We start from the raw sequence: 18,986 nt of genomic DNA, 5'->3' as shown, positions 1-18,986 counted from the left end.
CACATGCGAACGGCTCGGTTTCCCCCAACCGGGCCGTTTTTTTGTCTGCACACAGGCGGGTCCCGAAGCAGAAAATCGAGCTGGGCACTTGAGAGCGGGGGCGCAGCCAACCCTCTACCGAGAGACGCACGATCCCGCAACGCGTCCCCCAAATTGACGCATAACATATGCGCACGGCCCGGTTTCCCCCAACCGGGCCGTTTCTTTTGTATAGGTAGGTCTCAGGCAGCCGTTTTCTTGCGGGTCAGCCGACTGGGCCGCAAGCGGTGAAGCAAGCGCCGCCGCTCGGGAAGACCCAGATTGTGGGCCGCCAGAACGTTGTCCAAGAATTGCTGTGCTGAGTTCTCCCAGCTGAAGTTCAGAGCATGGGAGCGTGCATCGTCACCATTCAATTCAAGTGCTCTAAGTGCTGCGGTCTGAAGGTCACTGTGAAGGACGCCGGCTTTTGGATCGGACACGACGTCTTTCGGACCGTGAACGGGATACGCTGCGACAGGGACGCCGCTTGCCAGTGCCTCCAGCAGTACGAGACCAAACGTGTCCGTAAGGCTCGGAAATACGAACACATCGCCTGATGCATAGGCTTGCGCTAATTCCTCACCCTCCTTCGACCCTGTGAAGTGAACGTCGCGGTACCTCCGCGCAAGCTCGGCAAGCTGCGGTCCGCCACCCACAACGACCTTTCGTCCTGGGAGATCAAGATCCAGAAAAGCTTGGATATTCTTCTCAACCGACACGCGGCCCACATACATAAAGACGGGACCATCGCCATACAGTCGAATATCCCGCGGCCGAAACAGATCGACATCGACACCGCGCGTCCATCGCATCATGCGTAGAAAGCCCTTGGCCCCGAGATCCTCTTCCACCGACGGCGCGGCCACGAACATGCCCGCACCGCTATTGTGGAACCGGCGCTGGAACGCATAGCACCATGACTCGGGCACCGGCAGGCGCGCCGCGACATATTCCGGGAAGCGGGTGTGATAGCTCGTGGTAAAGGGGCGATTATTCTTGCGGCAATGTCTGCGTGCCAAGAAGCCTAAAGGTCCCTCAGTCCCGATATGCACAAAATCAGCGTCAACATCTTTGATGTAGCGATCGACCATACCAGGTGTGGTCAGCGCCAGCCGTATCTCTGGGTAGGTCGGACATGGAAGCGTGCGATACTGCGACGGCACGAGAAAACTGATCTCCGCGCCAAATTTGGGAATTTCCTGCGCCAGCCTCTCGTAGCTGCGCACAACCCCGTTGACCTGGGGATACCAGGCGTCGGTGACGACAAGAACGTGCATTAGGCGGCCGCCTCGAGCTCCTTGGAGGAGGTCTCTGGTTTACGCACACCAGTATGAGGATTCCAACGAATGATCTCGAAGACTCCCTCTTCCGTCTCAACGACAGCCGTGCAGCTCTCGACCCAATCGCCCGTATTGATGTAGACGACGTCCTCGAGCTGACGCATAGCGGTATGATGGATATGCCCACAAATCACGCCCTCGGCCCCTGCTCGGCGCGCTTCCTGCGACAACGCTTGCTCGAATTCACCAATAAAATTCACGGCTCGCTTTACTTTGTACTTCAAATAGGCAGACAGCGACCAATACGGCATTCCAAACCAGCGTCGCACAGCGTTCAGGTGGGTATTAAACCACAACGCGGTGACATACCCCCAATCTCCAAGAAAAGCCAGCCATTTGGCATAGCGGACGACAACGTCGAATTCATCACCATGCATGACCAGATAGCGTCGCCCGTTCGCGCCAGTGTGCATTGCCTGACGTTCAATCGCGATACCGCCAAATTTCGACCCGCAATATTCGCGCATGGCTTCGTCGTGATTGCCGGGGATGTAGATGATTTCCGTGCCCTTTCGGACCTCGCGCAGCAACTTCTGCAGCACATCGTTGTGCGGCTGTGGCCAATACACGCCGCGCCGGATGCGCCAGAAGTCGACAATGTCGCCGACCAAATAAATCCGCGGCGCCTTGTGTGTCTTTAGGAAGTCGAGGAAGGCTTCGGCTTGGCAAGCCTTGGTTCCAAGATGGATGTCGGAAATAAAGAGCGCTCGGTAACGTTTCACCTCAGCGTCAGATTTCCCCGCATCTTCTCGTTGAGTGTCCAGCATATTGAACCGGCGAATAAGCTGATTTTGTATCAGCCTTGTGACACCTCACACCTTCTGTGTACGACCAGAAACTGCTTCTGAAATGAACCATCACGGTGACGAGCTAAACCATCGACTACACAAGATTCTCGGCGCACGCGTTGTGTCTAGCGAGCCGCTTGCAGTTGGCTTCGGCTTGAAGGGAATCGTGGCACGACTCAGCGACGGACGCCGAGTCGTCGTCAAGTTGCGCACAGCCGATTCGCCGCCTGGGCCGAGCCTCGCCCAAGAAGGAACGATGCTCGCAGATCTCGTTCGCCTTTCGCAGCTTCCAGTACCGCGCGTATATGCGACCGAAGCGGACCTGCTCGTGATGGATTACGTTGCCAATGATGGCGGTCCTATTCGCCCTGCCGCTGAGCTTCACGCCGCCTCGCTGATTGCGCAGCTTCATGCTGAACCACGCCCTTACTTTGGTTATGAACGAGACACGCTGATCGGTCCCTTGCATCAGCCGAATCCCCCCAGTGAACGCTGGGTGCCGTTCTTCCGCGATTACCGTCTGCTCTTCATGGCAAAAGCCGCCCGGGGCGAAGGCGCGCTGCCTCAGGGTCTGAACGAGCGGCTCGAACGCCTTGCAGACGTTTTGGACGCTTATCTAACCGAGCCCTCGCATCCTAGCCTGCTCCACGGAGATCTCTGGACGGGCAATGTGCTGACCAAGAGCGATCGCATTGCGGGTCTTATCGACCCTGCCATTTACTACGGGCATCCGGAGATCGAGTTAGCGTTCACCACGATGTTTGGTACGTTCGGGCGCGCGTTTTTCGAGGCCTACGGCGCCATCGTGCCTATCGAGCCTGGCTTTCACGAGGTGCGGCGGGACATCTACAATCTTTACCCCACACTGGTCCATGTTCGGTTGTTCGGTGATGCGTATTTGGGTCGCGTAGAGCAGACGCTCGCGAAGCTGGGCCTGTAATTCTTTACGCCAACGCGGCAGATTCTGAGATCCCAAAAAAGAACCGGCCCGAACAAAGTCGGGCCGGTCTTCCCTGCGAACGAGTCGAAAGCTAAAGGCCTGAAGCCCCGAAGAGGTCTCGACTCGCCCCCCCATTTTATTCCTGAGCCGTAGCCCGAATTCACTTCCCTCAGCGGCGTCGCCCGCTTTGTCTTCTCCCGCAGAAGAAGGCCCCCCAGCCCGTCCCCCGTGGTGTGATGCAAAGCTACCCCACCGCACCGCCGACCCTCAACAAAGCGAAGGGCTCTGAATGCACTTCCTTGAGGAGTGTTGCGGAAATGCAAAACTCAAGGATGCACTATCGAGGACGTTCGTAATTATTGTTTTATATCCTGATGTTACTGTCTAAACGCGGAGTGATTCCAGGGCGGGCATCGTACGCTTGGAGGCGCAGGCCAAGGCTCGGCGACGCCCGCGATGTCCAAATCTTTCGGAGTGTCTGTGGTAAATGCGCAACGCAGCACATCGTGTCAGCCACAGCAGCACCAATCCAAGTAATCGGCACAACTCGCAGCGTTGGCGTTTTGCGTGTCCGGAGATCAGCGAAATCCACTTTCCCGACGTTGCGTGTTCTCACACCGTGTGCATCATGCGCTAAACAGTTTGCAGGGAGAGACGATGAAGCTCGTACGTTTCGGTGAATTCGGCCAAGAGAAGCCTGGTCTTCTGGATGATGGCGGCACGATACGGGATCTGTCTGCGGTCGTGAACGACATTGCAGACGACGTACTGTCCCCATCAGGCCTGCGTCAGCTCCGCGAGATTGACCCTCATTCCCTGCCGGCGGTGGACGGGAACCCTCGCCTCGGCGCACCGGTCGGTAATGTCCGCAAGTTCTTCGGCATTGGCCTCAACTACCGCGATCATGCAGAAGAAACTGGATTGCCGATTCCCGAAGTACCCATCGTGTTCGTGAAGGCAACGTCTTCGATCTGTGGCCCCAACGATCCCGTTATGGCTCCCCCGGACTTCAAGCGTATGGATTACGAGGTCGAACTCGGCTTCGTTATCGGCAGCACCGCAAAACGCGTGGCCGTCGAGAACGCGCTCGACTATGTAGCGGGCTATTGTATCGGCAACGACGTCTCCGAGCGCAGCCTGCAGAAGGGTGGCCCTGGAGAGTGGATCAAAGCCAAAAGCTATGAGAGCTTCGGCCCGCTTGGCCCATGGCTTGTCACTACCGACGAAATTCCGGACCCTCAGAATCTTGATCTCACCATGGACCTGAACGGTGAGCGCATGCAGACGGGCAATACGTCGACCATGATCTTCTCGGTGGCCGAGCTCGTCAGCTATATCAGCAAGTATATGACGCTTGTTCCTGGCGATGTCGTCGTAACAGGAACGCCGCCGGGCGTTGGCATGGCGCGAAACCCGCGCGTGTTCCTCAAACCCGGCGATGACATGGTGCTGCGCATCGCAGGCCTCGGGGAGCAACACGCAACCGTCGTTGCCGAGGATTAGCGGCTGCGCCTATCTGGCTGCGGCCACAGCGCGTGAAAGTGGTGCAGTGGCCCCGCCCCCTGCCCGACAGCTATCTCGTCTGCGGCAATAATCGCGGCCGTCACGTACATTTTCGCAAGCTTGATTGCCTTCTCAAGAGGCTCGCCCTTAGCAAGCTCCGCCGCAATGGCGGACGACAAGGTGCAGCCGGTGCCGTGGGTGTTTTGAGTAGCGTGCCACGGCGCCTCGATCCGCTTAACGCCAGCCTCGCTCGCAAAGATGTCGAGCGCGGTCTCTGCCATCGACTCGCCGCCGGTGAGAAGCACGGCGTCTGCGCCGATTGCGAGCAGTCGCTTGGCGCGGCCTTCCATCATCTGTTCCCGGCTCTCCGGTGGCTCGTTGAGCAAGACCGCAGCCTCGGCGAGATTGGGGGTAACGACCGTCACGCGCGGTATCAGCCTCTCGCGCAGAACGCCAACCGCGTCCTCGTCGAGCAACAAATCGCCGCTTGTCGCGACCATCACCGGGTCAAGCACAACTGGCACGCCAGGGAAAAGATCGAGGCCGCTCGCAACCGCCTCCACGGTTTCCGCAGTGGCCAACATCCCGATTTTCACTACCCTGACATCGAGATCGCGTACGACAGCCTGCATCTGGGCCAGGACAAACTCTGGCGGCACTGCCATTATTCCCTCAACACCCAGCGTGTTCTGCGCGGTCAGCGCTGTGATTGCGCTCGCCCCATAGACACCGAGTGCAGAGAACGTCTTCAAATCGGCCTGGATACCCGCACCGCCCGACGAGTCCGATCCGGCGACAGTCAGGGCGATTGGGGTCTCGAGTGTCGTCATGTCGGAGTTCATCCCGGGATGTCAGCGCCCGTCGCGCCGTGTCGAAAGCGAGCCGCCGTCGCGAGCATATTCCAAGCCAGCGCAGCCAGGTCAGCCGATGGTGGCCAAAGACGGGAAGGCCTGAAGAATCCAACCTGCAATTATCGTCATGGAATTCGTCAGGAAAAGTATTCCCGTTAGAACGAGCAGTCCGCCAAGAATCTTCTCGACCTTTCCGAGGTGCTTCTTGAAGCGGTCTAGAACTCTCATAAACGGCTTGATGGCGACAGCTGCCAGAATGAAGGGAATTCCGAGACCCAGCGAGTAGACCAGCAGAAGGCTTACCCCATTGCTCACGGTGGCTTCACTGGCCGCAACAGCCAGAATTGCACCGAGCACTGGGCCAATGCAGGGCGTCCAACCAAAAGCGAAGGCGAGGCCGATGATGTAGGCGCCAAACAGACCCGCCGGGCGCGTATCGGCGTGGTACCGCGCCTCGCGATGAAGGATTGGAATGTGGATGACCCCAAGAAAATGCAGGCCAGCGATGATAATCACGACGCCCGCGATCTTTGACAGGATCGGCAAATTGGTCACCACGATCTGCCCAAGAACCGTCGCGGTCGCGCCCAGGAGCACAAAGACCGTCGTGAAGCCAAGCACGAAGGCGACCGACGACAGAACGACCGTCTGGTAGACGTGCGCCGGCGTTTCGTCCTCGCCCGTGAGTTGGTCGAACGTGGTGCCGCCTAGGAAGCAAAGATAGGGCGGAACGAGCGGCAAGACGCACGGGCTGAGAAAGCTCAGGAACCCTGCCAAAAGCGCGCCGTAGTAGGTGACGTCCATAAGACTTTGCTAATCGGGTTCCGATGCGAGAGCAAGACCAGCCACCAACTCGTGAAAATCGTTGATAACGGCGTCCGGCTTCAGAGTCGCTACGGGTACCGAAGAATATCCATACGTCACGAGGGCAGCGCGCAGCCCGGCGGCGCGGGCCGTTTTCAGGTCGATTTCGCTGTCTCCCACAATGAGGGTGGTCTCCGGTCTGGCGCCAAGCGTCTCAACGAGGCCGAGGGCGCTGGCCGGGTCTGGCTTGCGCGGGGAGCCCGCCTTCTCACCATGCACGGCCTTGAAAAAATCCCCAATTCCCAGTCCCTGCAGTACGTTGCGGGCAATTGGTTCCAGCTTGTTGGTCAAAACGGCACAATTGATGCCGGCGGCATCCAAAGTCTTGAGCGTATCCCAAACACCTGGATAGAGCTTCGAATTTTCAAGCGGATCCGCGCTGTAATAATCCACCAGGTGCGCAAAGGCCTTCTCATGACCCGCTGCGTCAAGTGTCACACCGTGACGGGCGAACGCGCGCTCAACGAGCTTTTTGAGACCATTGCCGGTCATGCCTTGGACAACGTCGCGGTGATGCGAAGGCAAGCCAAAGTCGGCAAGTGTTCTCTCGACTGCCAACGCCAGATCGCCCACCGTGTCCGCGAGGGTGCCGTCAAGATCGAAGATGACGGCTTCACACGGCTGAATGCTCTTCATCAGGCGGCGATGCCTGCTTTTGCGGCATCGCGGATGGCTGCGATGTTCTTCGCGTAGTGGCCGTCTTTAAAGACAGCAGAACCCGCCACCAGCGCATTTGCACCGGCTTCGACAATAAGCCCGGCGGTATCGACGTTAACGCCGCCATCGACCTCAAGGTGGATAGGCCGCCTTCCGATCATTTTGCGGATGGCGCAAATTTTCTCCAGCTGGGCCGGGATGAACGCCTGGCCGCCGAAACCGGGATTCACTGTCATCACCAAGATAAGGTCGAGCTTGTCGAGCAAGTACTCAATGGCGCTTTCCGGCGTGGATGGTGTCAGGCTCACGCCGGCCTTCTTGCCCAGACTACGAATGTGCTGCAGTGAACGGTCGATATGAGGGCCGACCTCCGCATGCACGATAATGTGGTCTGATCCTGCCTTAGCGAAAGCCTCTATATAAGGGTCGCATGGAGCGATCATGAGATGCGTATCGAATATTTTGTTCGTGTGCGGACGAAGAGCCGCAACCACATCCGGACCGAAAGTAATATTCGGGACGAAATGGCCGTCCATCACATCGAGATGAATCCAATCACATCCATCGCGGTCAATGGCCTCGACTTCCGCGCCGAGCTTGGCAAAGTCAGCCGCTAGGATCGAGGGCGCGATGATGATTTCCCTGGACATCGTCAAGCCACCGCTGACTGCTTCGGGTTAGTGTCACCCGCAAGAACGATAACCCCGGGCAGTTGCTTGCCCGCAAGCCACTCAAGGAAGGCACCGCCTGCCGTCGAGATATAGGTGAACTTGTCCGCGGCCCCCGCCATGTTAAGTGCGCGGACCGTGTCGCCACCACCGGCGACGGAAACCAATGTCCCAGCCTTCGACCGGTCCGCCGCGGCTTGCGCGAGGGCAAACGTCGCCGTGCCAAAGGGCGTGATTTCAAACGCGCCAAGCGGGCCGTTCCAAAGGATTGTTTGGACCTCCTTGAGCTTGTCTTTCAACATCGCGACGCTTGCCGGTCCCTGGTCCAATGCCAAGGCATCGGGTGGGATTTCATCGACACCGCACACGGATGTCTCGACGCCTTCGGCAAGACTATCCGCAACGACGACGTCGACAGGCAGAACAATCTCGCAGCCAGAAATTTTTGCCTTCTCCGCAATCTCTTTGACGGTTTGAACGAAGTCTGGCTCGCAGAGTGACTTGCCGACGTCGACCCCGTCAGCAAATAGAAATGTGTTGGCCATACCGCCACCGACAACAATCATGTCCATGCGCTGCGCGAGATTGGTGAGCACCTCGATTTTCGTCGAGACTTTGGCGCCGCCGACTACAGCCATGACGGGTCGCTTGGGGTCCTCCAACGCAGCACTCAACGCATTGATCTCGGCCATCATCGCCATTCCTGCGTAGGCTGGCATCAGATGAGCAATAGCCTCGACAGAAGCGTGGGCACGGTGCGCGCAAGAGAATGCGTCATCCACATAAATATCGCCGAGCGCAGCGAGCTGTTTTGCAAAGCCAGTGTCGTTCTTCGTTTCGCCTGCGTGATACCGCAAGTTTTCCAACAGAGCGACGTCACCGTCCTTGAGCAACGCAACACCTGCCTCGATCTCTGGACCGACACAGTCGTCGAAGAACTGTACGTCCGTGCGCAAAAGTTCCGCGAGTTTCGCCGCCACGGGCTTGAGTGAGGTCTCGGGGCTGCGCTCGCCCTTTGGCCGGCCGAAATGAGACATCAGAACGACCTTTGCACCGGCTTTTGTCAGGCTTTTGATCGTCGGTAAAACGCGCTCGATCCGCGTCGCATCGGCAACGGCCCCATCGTCGACCGGTACGTTTAGGTCGGCGCGGACAAGGATGCGCTTGCCCGCCACATCGACCCCATCGATGGTCTTGATATTGGCAAGGTTGATGTCGGCCATGCCGCTGCCAGAGGTCATAGAAGACGTCCCATCGCCACTGCAGTATCGCTCATCCGATTGGAGAAGCCCCACTCATTGTCATACCACGCGACAACGCGACAGAATGTGCTGTCGATAACCTGCGTGCCGGTTGCATCGAACACCGAGCTCAAAGGGTTGTGATTGAAATCCGAGGAAACAAGCGGCTTGTCATTGACACCGAGCACGCCCAGGAGCGGCGCCTTGGACGCGGCCTCCGCGACAGCCTCGTTGATTTCTTCGACGGTTGTCTCACGCGCTCCTTGAAAGGTGAGGTCAACCAAGCTGACATTGGGAACTGGTACACGGATCGAGGCGCCATCCAGTTTGCCATCGAGCTCAGGCAGGACAAGTCCAACAGCCTTTGCCGCACCTGTTGACGTAGGTATTAGGTTCACAGCGCTCGCACGGGCCCGGCGTGGGTCCTTGTGAAGCGTATCCACTGTCCGCTGGTCGCCGGTATAGGCATGAATCGTCGTCATATAGCCACGCTCGATCCCCACCAGCTTGTGAAGAACCTCCGCTACCGGCGCGAGGCAGTTGGTAGTGCAGGACGCGTTCGAGACAACCAGATCCGCCTCGGTAAGCTTGGAGTCGTTGACGCCATAAACCACGGTCAAATCCGCGCCTGAGCAGGGAGCAGATACGAGCACACGCTTTGCACCCGCCTCTAAGTGCTGAGCCGCGGCCTCACGCTTTGCGAAGCGACCAGTACACTCCATGACAATGTCGACACCAAGCTCGCTCCAAGGCAGCTGCTCGGGATTGGGCTCGGCCAAAACTGCAACATCCTTGCCGTTGATACTGAGACTGTTGCCATCCACCGAAATCTCACCCGGGAATTTTCCGTGTACGGAGTCAAACTCAAGCAACAAGGCATTCATGTCGGCAGAGCCTAGATCGTTGATCGCGACGAATTCGAGATCGTCGCGGCCTGCCTCCATGAAAGCCCGGAACGTCAAACGGCCGATCCGGCCAAATCCGTTAATGGCAACGCGTGGTGTGCCCATATTCTCCTACCCTTTATGCCAACCTGATTTAGACAATGAGCTCACGCGCCGCTGCCGCGACAGCTTCGGGCGTGATCCCGAAATGCTTATAAAGATCTCCGGCGGGCGCGGAAGCACCAAAACCGTGCATCCCAATGAACGAACCCTTGGGCCCCAACCATTCTTGCCAGCCGAATTCGACCGCTGCTTCTACACCAACTCGTGGCGCCGATCCCAAGACGGCTTCCTGGTAGGCCGGATCCTGCGCTTCGAACAATTCCCAACACGGCATGGACACAACTGCGGCCTCAGTGCCCTGCTCCGCCAACAGTTTCGCGGCCTCTACCGCGAGCGAAACTTCAGATCCGGTGGCCAGGATGGTGACGTCGCGACTGGCCTCTGGCTCTAGAAGCACGTAAGCCCCTTTTGCGCACAGATTGTCGTTGGTCTGCGCAGTCCTAAGGAGCGGCAGACCCTGGCGTGTGAGGGTCATAATGGTCGGCGTGGACTTGGTATTCAGCGCGATCTCCCAGCACTCAGCGCATTCGACCGAGTCCGCTGGCCGCATCACGTTGAGGTTGGGAATGGCGCGCAGTGCGGCCAATTGCTCGACGGGCTGGTGCGTTGGGCCATCCTCACCCAGGCCAATGGAGTCGTGGGTCATGACATAAACGACACGCTGTTCCATCAGAGCTGAAAGCCGGATCGATGGACGGCAGTAGTCGGAAAATACCAAGAAGGTTCCGGCATAGGGTACAATACCGCCATGGAGCGCCATGCCGTTCATCGCCGCGCCCATCGCATGCTCACGTACGCCGTAGTGAATATAGTTGCCCGCGAAGTCGCCCGTCTTCAATGTGCCGTGTTGCTTTGTCAGCGTACCGACGGAACCGGTAAGGTCCGCCGAACCACCTATGAGCCCCGGCACGACCGGCACCAGGCGCTCAAGCACTTTCTGCGAAGACTGACGCGTCGCCAGTTTCGCGCCCTCGGCCGAGAACTCGGCCTTGATAATGGCGACGGCCTCAGAAATCGCCGCGGCCACCTTTGCATCCACGGGGTCAATCAGATGCGCACGGGCTTCCGCATCGAGCTTCTGGGCAGCCTCCGTCCAACGCTCAAACAAGGCCCGATTCTGAAGGCCTGCATCCCGCCAGACAGCCAATATCTCATCGGGGATTACAAACGGTGCATGCGGCCACCCCAAGGTCTCTCGGGCCCCCGCAATTTCCTCATCACCCAAGGGCGCACCATGGGTCGAAGCCGTGCCCTGCTTATTGGGTGCGCCGTAGCCGATCACGGTGCGGCATGCGACAATCGATGGCTGGTCCGTAACGTTGCGTGCGTTTTCGATGGCAAGCGCGACAGCCTCCGGATCGTGACCATCGACAGCCGCGGTATGCCAGCCTGACGCACCGAAACGCTGAAGCTGATCGTCGCTCACCGCAAGGTCTGTCGATCCATCGATAGAAATTTGGTTGTCATCGAACAGGACGATCAGCCGACCGAGCTTCAAATGACCAGCCAAAGAAATCGCCTCCTGGCTGATCCCTTCCATGAGGCATCCATCGCCAGCCATGCAGTAGGTGAAGTGGCTCACAATGTCGTCGCCGTAGCGAGCATTCTGAAGACGCTCCGCCAGCGCCATACCGACGGCGTTGCCGACCCCCTGCCCCAGCGGGCCTGTCGTTGTTTCTATACCAGGTGCGTGTCCGTATTCGGGGTGGCCAGCTGTGCGTGATCCGAGCTGCCGAAAGCGCTCGATTTCGCCAATATCCATATCAGGATAGCCGGTCAGGTAGAGCAGCGCATAGAGCAGCATCGACCCATGGCCCGCGGAGAGCACGAACCGGTCTCGGTCCGGCCAGTCAGGGTGAGCGGCGTCGAATTTCAGAAACCGGGTAAAAAGCACCGTGGCCACGTCCGCCATGCCCATGGGCATTCCGGGATGACCCGACTTCGCCTGTTGTACAGCGTCCATGGCGAGCGCCCGAATGGCATTGGCCATGTCCTTGTGTGTTACGTCCGCCACTGCCTGATCCTGCATCGATGGCCTTGCGCCCCGTGTTGTTATGGTGCGCCCCAACCCTAGTAGGCACGGACGCCCATCGCCGCCTTGACCGCGTGATAGCCCACAAGAAGTTGGGTCAGCGCAAGCGGGTGGCTCTTGCTCGCTCCATTGGCACCGTTGGCGACATCGATACGGCCTACCTGGTCGCGCAAGTGACCCGCCTCCGGAATGAGATTCCACAGCAGATCTTCGATCCGCTCGGCCCTCTTGTCGGAGATATTGCCGTTGATCTCAAGTACGTCGACGGGTTTTCCATCCTTATCGCGTGCCAGTTCCAGATGCAGACCCGCGTTGCTGCTACCGTCGAACAAAGGTGTGAAGTCCGGGTGCGGTAGCGTGGGACGTAGGAGATGCCGCACATCGAGGCGCATATCCGCGCCATTTGCCTCTTCTCGCGGCAGCTTTTCCTGGGGGGTCTGAAACCGGATAACAATATCGGCGAAGGTGCGCTGAGGGTGAATGAAATTAGGGCTATCCTGTTTCCGACGCTCCAACGACGCGACGACGTCTTCAAGCCGGTAGTTCCGTTTCGCAGTGTCCCTATGGATTTTCCACTTAATCCGGAGATCGTCCTCAGGATCGAGGTAAATCTTCACGTCATAGCAGTCGCGCATTGCACGCGTCGCGTAGCCCAAGAGCCCCTCGACGATCACGAACTCGGTCGGCTTGAAGTAGCGCGGGCGCCCGAGCGTGCCTGTCTTGTGGCAATAGACCGGCTTCAGGACCGGCTCGCCACTGCGAAGCAGGCGCAGGTGCTGCTCCAAGATATCGATGTAGTTGGCGCGCGGGTCGAGCGCGGAAAGGCCAGCCTCGTTGCGCTCCTTGCGTTCAAACGAGTGGTAATCGTCCGTGCAAAAGACCGAGCAGTGCTCTTCGCCGAGAATCTGCGCGACTCCGGCCGACAAGGTCGTCTTTCCAGACGCCGAATCACCCACAATGCCGAGGATGATCGGATGATCAACTCGCTTGGGCATGTTCCTTCCCAGGCGTTTCCAACCGTGGCTTCTTAGGCGACGTCGCGAGCCGCCACGCTCGCAAGGCGGTCGGTCGGAATATAGCTCGTCATAATCTGCCGCTCGCCTGTCGCCCCAGTTATCATCATTGTTTGCACCTTATAGTGCGATCTCTTGCGTTCCACGCCTTCCAGCATGAGACCGGTTGTTATACCCGTCGCGCAAAAGAAGACGCCATCCGACGTAATCAGCTCATTGCGCTCGTACCAGCGCTGCGTGTCGATACCCGCATCCTGCACCGCTTGAGTCTCCGTCTGAAGCTGCGGGTCGAACCGGGCTAGAAACTCGCCACCTATGGCGCGCACGGCACAAGCGGACATGATCCCTTCCGGCGTGCCGCCTGTTCCCATCAAGGCATCGATTGACGATCCGGGGACTGCGGCCATTAAAGCACCTGCCACATCGCCAGCCGGATACATCGCCACGCGAGCGCCCGCCTCAAGGATCTCATTAACAAGGTCGCGGTGCCGCGGCTTTTCGAGCACGAAGATGTTTAGGTCATAAATGTCCTTATCCAAGACCTTGGCAAGCTCTTCGAGTTTCTTGGCCGTGGGCCAGGATGGGTCGATCTTGCCGCGTGCGGGCGCTGCGGCCACAAACTTCTCCATGTAAAAAGCCGGGCCCGGATCCATCATCGCGCCGCGCGGCGCGACGGCGAGCACGGCGAGAGCATTCGTAAGCCCTCGCACCAAATAGCTGGTCCCCTCGACGGGATCGACGGCGATGTCGGCCTTGAAGGCCGCGCCTGGGCGGCCGAGGCGCTCACCCCGCTGCGGCTGTGGCGCTTCCCCAGCAGTGGCTTCGCCAATGACAACGACGGCATCGAGGTCGATCTCCGAGAGCGCGGTTCTCATGGCTTCCAATGCCGCATTCCCACCGTCGCCCGCATCGCCCCTGCCGATCCAGTTGAAGGCGGCGCAGGCCGCGCGCTCAGTCACACGACGCAAGGCAAAAATGAGATCCGGACTGGCCGAGCTCGGGGTCTCCATAACTTCTCCTCCGCGATACCTGAGAGGCACTTTTCCGCCCAGCGTGGCGGGACCTGGGCCTTGTATATCTTATGGGTCGCTGGGGCCCAAATTATCAAGGACTTTGACGGTTTAGCCCGCAGCGCTACCCATGATCATCCGGTGCTGCGACGCGGATCCAGGAAATCCCGCAAGCCGTCTCCCAGAACATTAATGGATATCAACAACGCAACCAGGACGAGCCCGGGCAAGACCGTCACCCACCAACTGCCTGCGAATATGAGGTCGTAACCGGAGCGAATCAGCGTTCCGAGCGACGGCTGGGTGACCGGCATACCGAGGCCGAGGAAGGACAAAGCCGCCTCGGCCATGATCGCGCCGGCCACTTGCGTCGTCGCCAAGATAATCAGCGGAGAGACGCTGTTAGGGAGAATATGCCGGCGAAGGATGGTGATGTCGCTGCCACCAACTGCCCGGGCTGCTCGCACATAATCTTTCGTGGCCTCGACAAGCACCGCAGAACGCGCCGTACGGGCGAAAATGGGCCACTCGGCAAGGCCAATCACGATGACCAGAAGCGGAACCGCGAAGGCGCTCAAGGCTTCACCGCCGAGGCTCGCTCGAACCAACGCCATAACGACAATGGCCATCATGAGTGTAGATAGCGCGAGCTGGATGTCCGCCAGGCGCGTGATGATCACATCCGTTCGGCCGCCGAAATAGCCCGCAAGCAAACCGAGCGTGATCCCGATCGAAGCCTGAATCAAGACAGCCAAAACACCGATCTGAAGCGAGATTCGGGCACCGTAAAGGATCGCGCTGAGTAGGTCGCGCCCCTGGGCATCGGTCCCCAGTGGAAACCGTTGATCGCCCCCCTCAAGCCAGGCAGGGGGCAACTCCGCGTCCATGATATCGAAGCCAGCCAGGTCGAAAGGGTTCTGAGGCGCAATCACCGGTGCGAGAAAAGCGGGTACCGCAATCGACATCAGTACGATCAACGCGAGCCCGACCCCGGGGCGGCCACGCGTGAAACCGACGATGCTGCTCGTTGCGGCCACGGCGGAGCGTTGACTCATCGGCTGTCCTCCAAGCTCACACGCGGGTCAAGCGCCAAGCTCGCCAGATCAACCAGCGTGTTCACCACGACGAACAGGAGCCCCACCAAGACAAGATAGGTTGTGATGAGCGGGATGTCGGAGCGTGTGACCGCCTCAAGAAACAGAAAGCCCATACCGGGCCATTGGAAGACGGTCTCCGTCAGAAGCGTGTAGGCGACAAGCGTGCCGATCTGAAGCCCTCCCACGGCAACGAGCGGCAACAGCGCATTACGTAACGCATGGACGAACCACACCCGATAAGGCTTCGCCCCTTTCGCCCAGGCTGTCCGCACATAGTCATGTCCGAGTTCACCGAGCATTGCGCTACGTACAAGCCGTACAAAAAGCGGCAGCATGATTGAGGAGAGCGTGAGCGCCGGCAGCACAAGATGTGTGAGCCCATCGCGTGTCAGCAGTCCCGTTTCCCAGGGACCTAGAGCAACGGTTTCGCCGCGTCCGAACGCGGGCAGCCACCCCAGCCAGACGGCGAAGACGGTGATTAGCAAGATACCGGTGAGAAATACGGGAATGGAAATCCCAAGCACGCTAAGGCTCAGAATCAGCCTGGCGCCCAACCGATCTGGCTTTACTGCACAGTACACGCCCGCCGGCACACAAAACACCAGCACAATCAGGCTGGCGCCCAGGACCAGCTCGAAGCTGGCGGGAAACTTAGCCAACACAACGTCTACCGTCGGCCTCTTGTAGATGAAGGAGGCTCCGAGGTCTCCTTGCAGCGCCCGACCCAGATAGTCGGTCAACTGAATTGGCCAAGGACGGTCCAGGCCCAACTCCTTGCGCAGTTGGGCTCGCTCCGCATCGGAAACAACTTGCCCGGTAAACTCGCGGACCGGGTCGCCAAGACTCTCACGTACAGCAAAGGCAATGACGAGGATCGCGAGCATGACCAGAAGCGCCTGGCTCAAGCGCCGCGCAGCGAAGCCAATTGCAGAGAGAAGCGTGCGCATGTCAGCGGATGAATCTTGTCATGGAAGCAGTCTTGTCACGTCGAGAGCACATGCGAATGCTGCTCTATCGTCGTTGCGTCAGACCAACACCGATCGAAGCAGCCACCATAGCTTGCCATGGGACAAAGATCAGATAGGGCCAGCGTAATGCAGCAGCGGGGTACAGCATGACTCCGACGAGCGCGCCTATAAGCACAATCGGACTCCAGCTTTGATGCCGGCGTATCGCCTTGGCTGGAATACCCGCACCGAATGCGGTCAGCCCCGCACCGACTCCGCCAGCGACCACGCCGCCAAGCATGAGTCCAACGGCCTCCCTGCCCTCCTTCGCACCCGTTGCGGTGCCGAATGCCCCAGAACCAATCAGTAACTGATAAAGATCGTTTGCAGTATTCACTGCGGCGAGCCAGCCAAGAAGAACCAGTAGTGCAGTCAACAGGCACTTCCCTAAGTCGCGGGATACCCAGGCCCACATGCAACTGGCTATGCCTGCGGCGAATGCAATGCCGGCATGGAGCGGGCTTCCTGGCGTGTTCAGAATGAGCCCATCCTCTTCGAGCCGAATTTCCGGAATTGGCAGCGGTAGGCTGGAAACAAGTCCGGTTAGGACTCCGACCAAGGCCATGGTCAGAACAACACGCCTGCGAGCCGGCAATCGCGGCTCTATGTCGTCCTTCAGGAAGTCCCAAACCATGACTGTCCGCGGGCAATGCCGATGACGCTGCCGCGCCCCCCTAAGCCATCGCTACACGTAGCCGCGCACGCCTGGATCTGCTCACAAGCGAGCCGCGCTAAGAAACTATAGCCCAGTCAACAATCTGAGACCAATTGCCCCAACAGCCGCACGCCTTTGATCAGGACTGCTCGACAACAGTCTTCAACTGGGCAAGACCTTTGTCGATATTCTTGCCCATCATCCCGCGGCCGTCGAAAACGACGTTGTAGACCTTTGCTACGAAACCGTGCGTTCCGTGCATGGCCCAAGCGACTTCGGTCTGATCGCCTTTTGGCACAAAGCGAAAGTCAGAGTTGGTACCTCCTTCAAAGGGCCGCGTGAATGTGACCTCGATGTTGATCGCCTTGCCTGGATCGCTCTCGACGATCGTCATCTTGCCGGCGCCCACGTTGTCATCGCCATCCCAAGTCATAGCGGCGCCTTTGCCTGCACGAGGACCTTCAAATGCCAGCTTCGCATCGGGATCGATCTTGGCCCAAGGCGACCAAGCCTCCCATTTCTGTAGGTCGTTGACGTTCTCGAACACTTTCCCTGCTGGCGCGGCCATGGTGACCGTGCGCTCAACACGATATTCGTCAGGCTGCAGGGTGATATAGATCGCGAACACCGCAATCAGCGCCAACAGTACCAGTAGAATTTTCTTGAACACGACCAGCCCTCCCCAAGCGACCCACCTTAGTCGACTACGAGGTCGGCAAGATAAGGCATATCGATGGCATTAACGATGGGCTCAATATTCACATTGTCGCGCGCGGCCCATGCCAAGTGCTGCCATTGAATCGGCAATAGTGCAGCATCGTCGTGAAGGAGGCGCTCGACCTTTTTGAGCACCTTGGCGCGCGCATCCAAGTCCGTCATGGACTGCGACAGCATGGTCAACCGGTCTACCTCCGGGTTGGAATAATGACCCGCATTATATTGTCCGTAGCCGGTCGCCGAGTCGGGCGTCATAGCCAGGAACTCGAAAAAGTTCCCTGAATCTTGTGTGTCAGACTGCCAGCCGATCATCAATATGTCGCCGTCGCGCGCATCGTAGCGCTGCCAGTACTGCGCTTTCGGCATCGTTTGAAGATCGACCTTGATGTTGATTTTGGCGAGCATCGCAGCGACCGCCTCAGCAATACGGGCATCGCCCACGTAGCGATTGTTGGGCGCAATCATCGTCACCGAGAAGCCATCCTCGTAGCCAGCTTCTTTCATGAGCGCTCTGGCTTTTTCGACGTTGTGCGGTGGAGCGATGTCGGGATCATGCCCCGCATAGCCTTCCGGGCTCAGCTGACCCGCGGGCGTTGCGAAGCCGCGCATGATCTTCTTGGCAATGCCTTTTCGGTTGATGGCGTAGCTCATGGCTTTCCGAACGCGTGGGTCCTTGAAGGCCTCGACGCGATTCTGATTCAACTGGAAGGTCAATATCCGCGTCGACGGCATGGTCACCAATGTGCAGCAAGGCGCCGCTTCGAGGCGCCTGAAGTCCGTGGGCGGAACTGGCGCAATAAAATCGACATCGCCAGCTAGCAGCGCTGCAACTCGGGTCGCCGGCTCTTTAATCGGCGTTAGAACGATCTTTTTCACGTTGCCCGGCGACTCGGTATCCCAGTAGTCGTCGACACGCTGCAGCTCCAGCCGAATCCCCTGCTCGCGCTTGGTCACGCGAAACGGCCCCGTCCCGCTGATATTGGCTGAAGCAAACGACGATCCGTGCTTGACGACCGCATCCTTCGGCCGCCCATTCTCATCCGTTCCTGTGTAGAAGGCGTGGTCCATGGGAAAGATGTAGGTGGCCAGGTTCAGCGTAAGCGGGTACGGCCCCTTGGTGACGATGTCGACAGTGTGGTTGTCGACAGCCCTTGCCTCTTGAAACGGCTCGAACAAAGCTTTGAAGTCTGGGCTCGTCTTGAGCCGATCGAATGTCCAGACGACATCGTCGGCCGTCAGCGGTCGGCCCGAGTGAAACGTCACGCCGTCGCGCAGATGGAACCGCAAGGTAACCTCGTCAATTTGCTCCCAACGCTCGGCTAAGCGCGGCTCAAACGTGTTGTCCTGGCGCCGACGAATTAGCGGATCGAAAACCAGATGAGAAAGCTGGAGCGTCGCGCTGGCAAGCTGCTCATGCGGGTCCAGCGAGGTCGGATCGGCATCATAGGCCACCCGAAGGGTCTTACCCTCAGCGGCGGCGAGCGTGGTGCATCCGAGGAGAACTGCAAAAATGAACGTCAGAAACCGGCACATGGATGGAGTTTCTGGCCCAACTCTATTGTTGCCGTCCAGAGACAA

General features: G+C 58.8%; 18 protein-coding genes. 2 read left to right on the top strand and 16 right to left on the bottom strand.

All coding sequences use genetic code 11. From position 1 onward, the window contains the following. Nucleotides 1-221: 221 nt before the first annotated feature. On the bottom strand, nt 222-1,295 hold the full coding sequence (locus tag AC33YF_RS04530; RefSeq protein ID WP_491776011.1) for a glycosyltransferase family 4 protein: 1,074 nt from the start codon (nt 1,293-1,295) through the stop codon (nt 222-224). After that, on the bottom strand, nt 1,295-2,125 hold the full coding sequence (locus AC33YF_RS04525) for a UDP-2,3-diacylglucosamine diphosphatase (protein WP_491776010.1): 831 nt from the start codon (nt 2,123-2,125) through the stop codon (nt 1,295-1,297). The genes AC33YF_RS04530 and AC33YF_RS04525 overlap by 1 nt, the downstream gene beginning before the upstream one ends. Nucleotides 2,126-2,207: 82 nt before the next feature. Here AC33YF_RS04525 and AC33YF_RS04520 point away from each other — a divergent pair, with 82 nt between their 5' ends. Together AC33YF_RS04520 and AC33YF_RS04515 are read left to right on the top strand one after the other, a co-directional pair. Next, on the top strand, nt 2,208-3,086 hold the full coding sequence (locus AC33YF_RS04520; RefSeq protein ID WP_491776009.1) for a fructosamine kinase family protein: 879 nt from the start codon (nt 2,208-2,210) through the stop codon (nt 3,084-3,086). A gap of 657 nt (nt 3,087-3,743) precedes the next feature. Then, on the top strand, nt 3,744-4,589 hold the full coding sequence (locus tag AC33YF_RS04515; RefSeq protein ID WP_491776008.1) for a fumarylacetoacetate hydrolase family protein: 846 nt from the start codon (nt 3,744-3,746) through the stop codon (nt 4,587-4,589). On the opposite strand, the gene thiD is transcribed toward AC33YF_RS04515, so the two are convergent. From thiD to AC33YF_RS04445, 14 genes are all read right to left on the bottom strand, one after another. After that, nucleotides 4,586-5,419 (bottom strand): bifunctional hydroxymethylpyrimidine kinase/phosphomethylpyrimidine kinase, encoded by an 834-nt coding sequence (thiD, locus tag AC33YF_RS04510; RefSeq protein WP_491776007.1) that lies wholly within the window; start codon nt 5,417-5,419, stop codon nt 4,586-4,588. The genes AC33YF_RS04515 and thiD overlap by 4 nt on opposite strands. A 90-nt stretch (nt 5,420-5,509) precedes the next feature. After that, on the bottom strand, nt 5,510-6,244 hold the full coding sequence (locus AC33YF_RS04505; RefSeq protein WP_491776006.1) for a cytochrome c biogenesis CcdA family protein: 735 nt from the start codon (nt 6,242-6,244) through the stop codon (nt 5,510-5,512). 9 nt (nt 6,245-6,253) lie between these two features. Beyond that, nucleotides 6,254-6,940: an HAD-IA family hydrolase gene (locus AC33YF_RS04500; RefSeq protein WP_491776005.1), complete on the bottom strand. Its 687-nt coding sequence runs from the start codon at nt 6,938-6,940 to the stop codon at nt 6,254-6,256. After that, nucleotides 6,940-7,611, bottom strand: a complete 672-nt coding sequence (rpe, locus tag AC33YF_RS04495) for a ribulose-phosphate 3-epimerase (RefSeq protein ID WP_491776004.1) — start codon at nt 7,609-7,611, stop codon at nt 6,940-6,942. The genes AC33YF_RS04500 and rpe overlap by 1 nt, the downstream gene beginning before the upstream one ends. Before the next feature lie 2 nt (nt 7,612-7,613). Beyond that, on the bottom strand, nt 7,614-8,870 hold the full coding sequence (locus AC33YF_RS04490) for a phosphoglycerate kinase (protein ID WP_491776003.1): 1,257 nt from the start codon (nt 8,868-8,870) through the stop codon (nt 7,614-7,616). Continuing rightward, complete coding sequence (gap, locus tag AC33YF_RS04485) at nt 8,867-9,880, bottom strand: type I glyceraldehyde-3-phosphate dehydrogenase (RefSeq protein WP_491776002.1); 1,014 nt, start codon at nt 9,878-9,880, stop codon at nt 8,867-8,869. Before gap ends, AC33YF_RS04490 begins: the two co-directional genes overlap by 4 nt. 28 nt (nt 9,881-9,908) lie before the next feature. Further along, on the bottom strand, nt 9,909-11,906 hold the full coding sequence (tkt, locus tag AC33YF_RS04480) for a transketolase (RefSeq protein ID WP_491776001.1): 1,998 nt from the start codon (nt 11,904-11,906) through the stop codon (nt 9,909-9,911). Between the two features lie 41 nt (nt 11,907-11,947). Further along, complete coding sequence (locus AC33YF_RS04475; RefSeq protein ID WP_491776000.1) at nt 11,948-12,904, bottom strand: phosphoribulokinase; 957 nt, start codon at nt 12,902-12,904, stop codon at nt 11,948-11,950. 32 nt (nt 12,905-12,936) lie between these two features. Beyond that, on the bottom strand, nt 12,937-13,932 hold the full coding sequence (locus tag AC33YF_RS04470; RefSeq protein WP_491775999.1) for a class II fructose-bisphosphatase family protein: 996 nt from the start codon (nt 13,930-13,932) through the stop codon (nt 12,937-12,939). Between the two features lie 134 nt (nt 13,933-14,066). Beyond that, nucleotides 14,067-14,987, bottom strand: a complete 921-nt coding sequence (locus tag AC33YF_RS04465) for an ABC transporter permease (protein WP_491775998.1) — start codon at nt 14,985-14,987, stop codon at nt 14,067-14,069. After that, nucleotides 14,984-15,976 carry an ABC transporter permease gene (locus AC33YF_RS04460; protein ID WP_491775997.1) on the bottom strand — a complete coding sequence of 331 codons (993 nt, stop codon included), beginning with the start codon at nt 15,974-15,976 and terminating at the stop codon, nt 14,984-14,986. Before AC33YF_RS04460 ends, AC33YF_RS04465 begins: the two co-directional genes overlap by 4 nt. Nucleotides 15,977-16,040: 64 nt before the next feature. Next, entirely contained in the window at nt 16,041-16,670 is a 630-nt protein-coding gene (locus AC33YF_RS04455) for a hypothetical protein (protein WP_491775996.1), read from the bottom strand. Nucleotides 16,671-16,830: 160 nt separating this feature from the next. Continuing rightward, the gene (locus AC33YF_RS04450; RefSeq protein WP_491775995.1) at nt 16,831-17,361 is read right to left on the bottom strand and encodes an SRPBCC family protein; all 531 of its coding nucleotides are present in this window, start codon (nt 17,359-17,361) and stop codon (nt 16,831-16,833) included. Nucleotides 17,362-17,387: 26 nt separating this feature from the next. Next, nucleotides 17,388-18,941 (bottom strand): ABC transporter substrate-binding protein, encoded by a 1,554-nt coding sequence (locus tag AC33YF_RS04445; protein WP_491775994.1) that lies wholly within the window; start codon nt 18,939-18,941, stop codon nt 17,388-17,390. Nucleotides 18,942-18,986 lie beyond the last annotated feature (45 nt).

Source organism: Methyloceanibacter sp. (genome assembly GCF_058506495.1).
Note: the sequence above shows the minus strand (reverse complement) of the source record. Positions and strands in the feature narration are given on the sequence as shown.

Excerpts from the sequence above, each read along its gene's own strand:
- AC33YF_RS04530 (WP_491776011.1), bottom strand. The coding sequence starts at position 1,295 with ATGCACGTTCTTGTCGTCACCGACGCCTGGTATCCCCAGGTCAACGGG.
- AC33YF_RS04525 (WP_491776010.1), bottom strand. The coding sequence starts at position 2,125 with ATGCTGGACACTCAACGAGAAGATGCGGGGAAATCTGACGCTGAGGTG.
- AC33YF_RS04520 (WP_491776009.1), top strand. The coding sequence starts at position 2,208 with ATGAACCATCACGGTGACGAGCTAAACCATCGACTACACAAGATTCTC.
- AC33YF_RS04515 (WP_491776008.1), top strand. The coding sequence starts at position 3,744 with ATGAAGCTCGTACGTTTCGGTGAATTCGGCCAAGAGAAGCCTGGTCTT.
- thiD (WP_491776007.1), bottom strand. The coding sequence starts at position 5,419 with ATGACGACACTCGAGACCCCAATCGCCCTGACTGTCGCCGGATCGGAC.
- AC33YF_RS04505 (WP_491776006.1), bottom strand. The coding sequence starts at position 6,244 with ATGGACGTCACCTACTACGGCGCGCTTTTGGCAGGGTTCCTGAGCTTT.
- AC33YF_RS04500 (WP_491776005.1), bottom strand. The coding sequence starts at position 6,940 with ATGAAGAGCATTCAGCCGTGTGAAGCCGTCATCTTCGATCTTGACGGC.
- rpe (WP_491776004.1), bottom strand. The coding sequence starts at position 7,611 with ATGTCCAGGGAAATCATCATCGCGCCCTCGATCCTAGCGGCTGACTTT.
- AC33YF_RS04490 (WP_491776003.1), bottom strand. The coding sequence starts at position 8,870 with ATGACCTCTGGCAGCGGCATGGCCGACATCAACCTTGCCAATATCAAG.
- gap (WP_491776002.1), bottom strand. The coding sequence starts at position 9,880 with ATGGGCACACCACGCGTTGCCATTAACGGATTTGGCCGGATCGGCCGT.
- tkt (WP_491776001.1), bottom strand. The coding sequence starts at position 11,906 with ATGCAGGATCAGGCAGTGGCGGACGTAACACACAAGGACATGGCCAAT.
- AC33YF_RS04475 (WP_491776000.1), bottom strand. The coding sequence starts at position 12,904 with ATGCCCAAGCGAGTTGATCATCCGATCATCCTCGGCATTGTGGGTGAT.
- AC33YF_RS04470 (WP_491775999.1), bottom strand. The coding sequence starts at position 13,932 with ATGGAGACCCCGAGCTCGGCCAGTCCGGATCTCATTTTTGCCTTGCGT.
- AC33YF_RS04465 (WP_491775998.1), bottom strand. The coding sequence starts at position 14,987 with ATGAGTCAACGCTCCGCCGTGGCCGCAACGAGCAGCATCGTCGGTTTC.
- AC33YF_RS04460 (WP_491775997.1), bottom strand. The coding sequence starts at position 15,976 with ATGCGCACGCTTCTCTCTGCAATTGGCTTCGCTGCGCGGCGCTTGAGC.
- AC33YF_RS04455 (WP_491775996.1), bottom strand. The coding sequence starts at position 16,670 with ATGGTTTGGGACTTCCTGAAGGACGACATAGAGCCGCGATTGCCGGCT.
- AC33YF_RS04445 (WP_491775994.1), bottom strand. The coding sequence starts at position 18,941 with ATGTGCCGGTTTCTGACGTTCATTTTTGCAGTTCTCCTCGGATGCACC.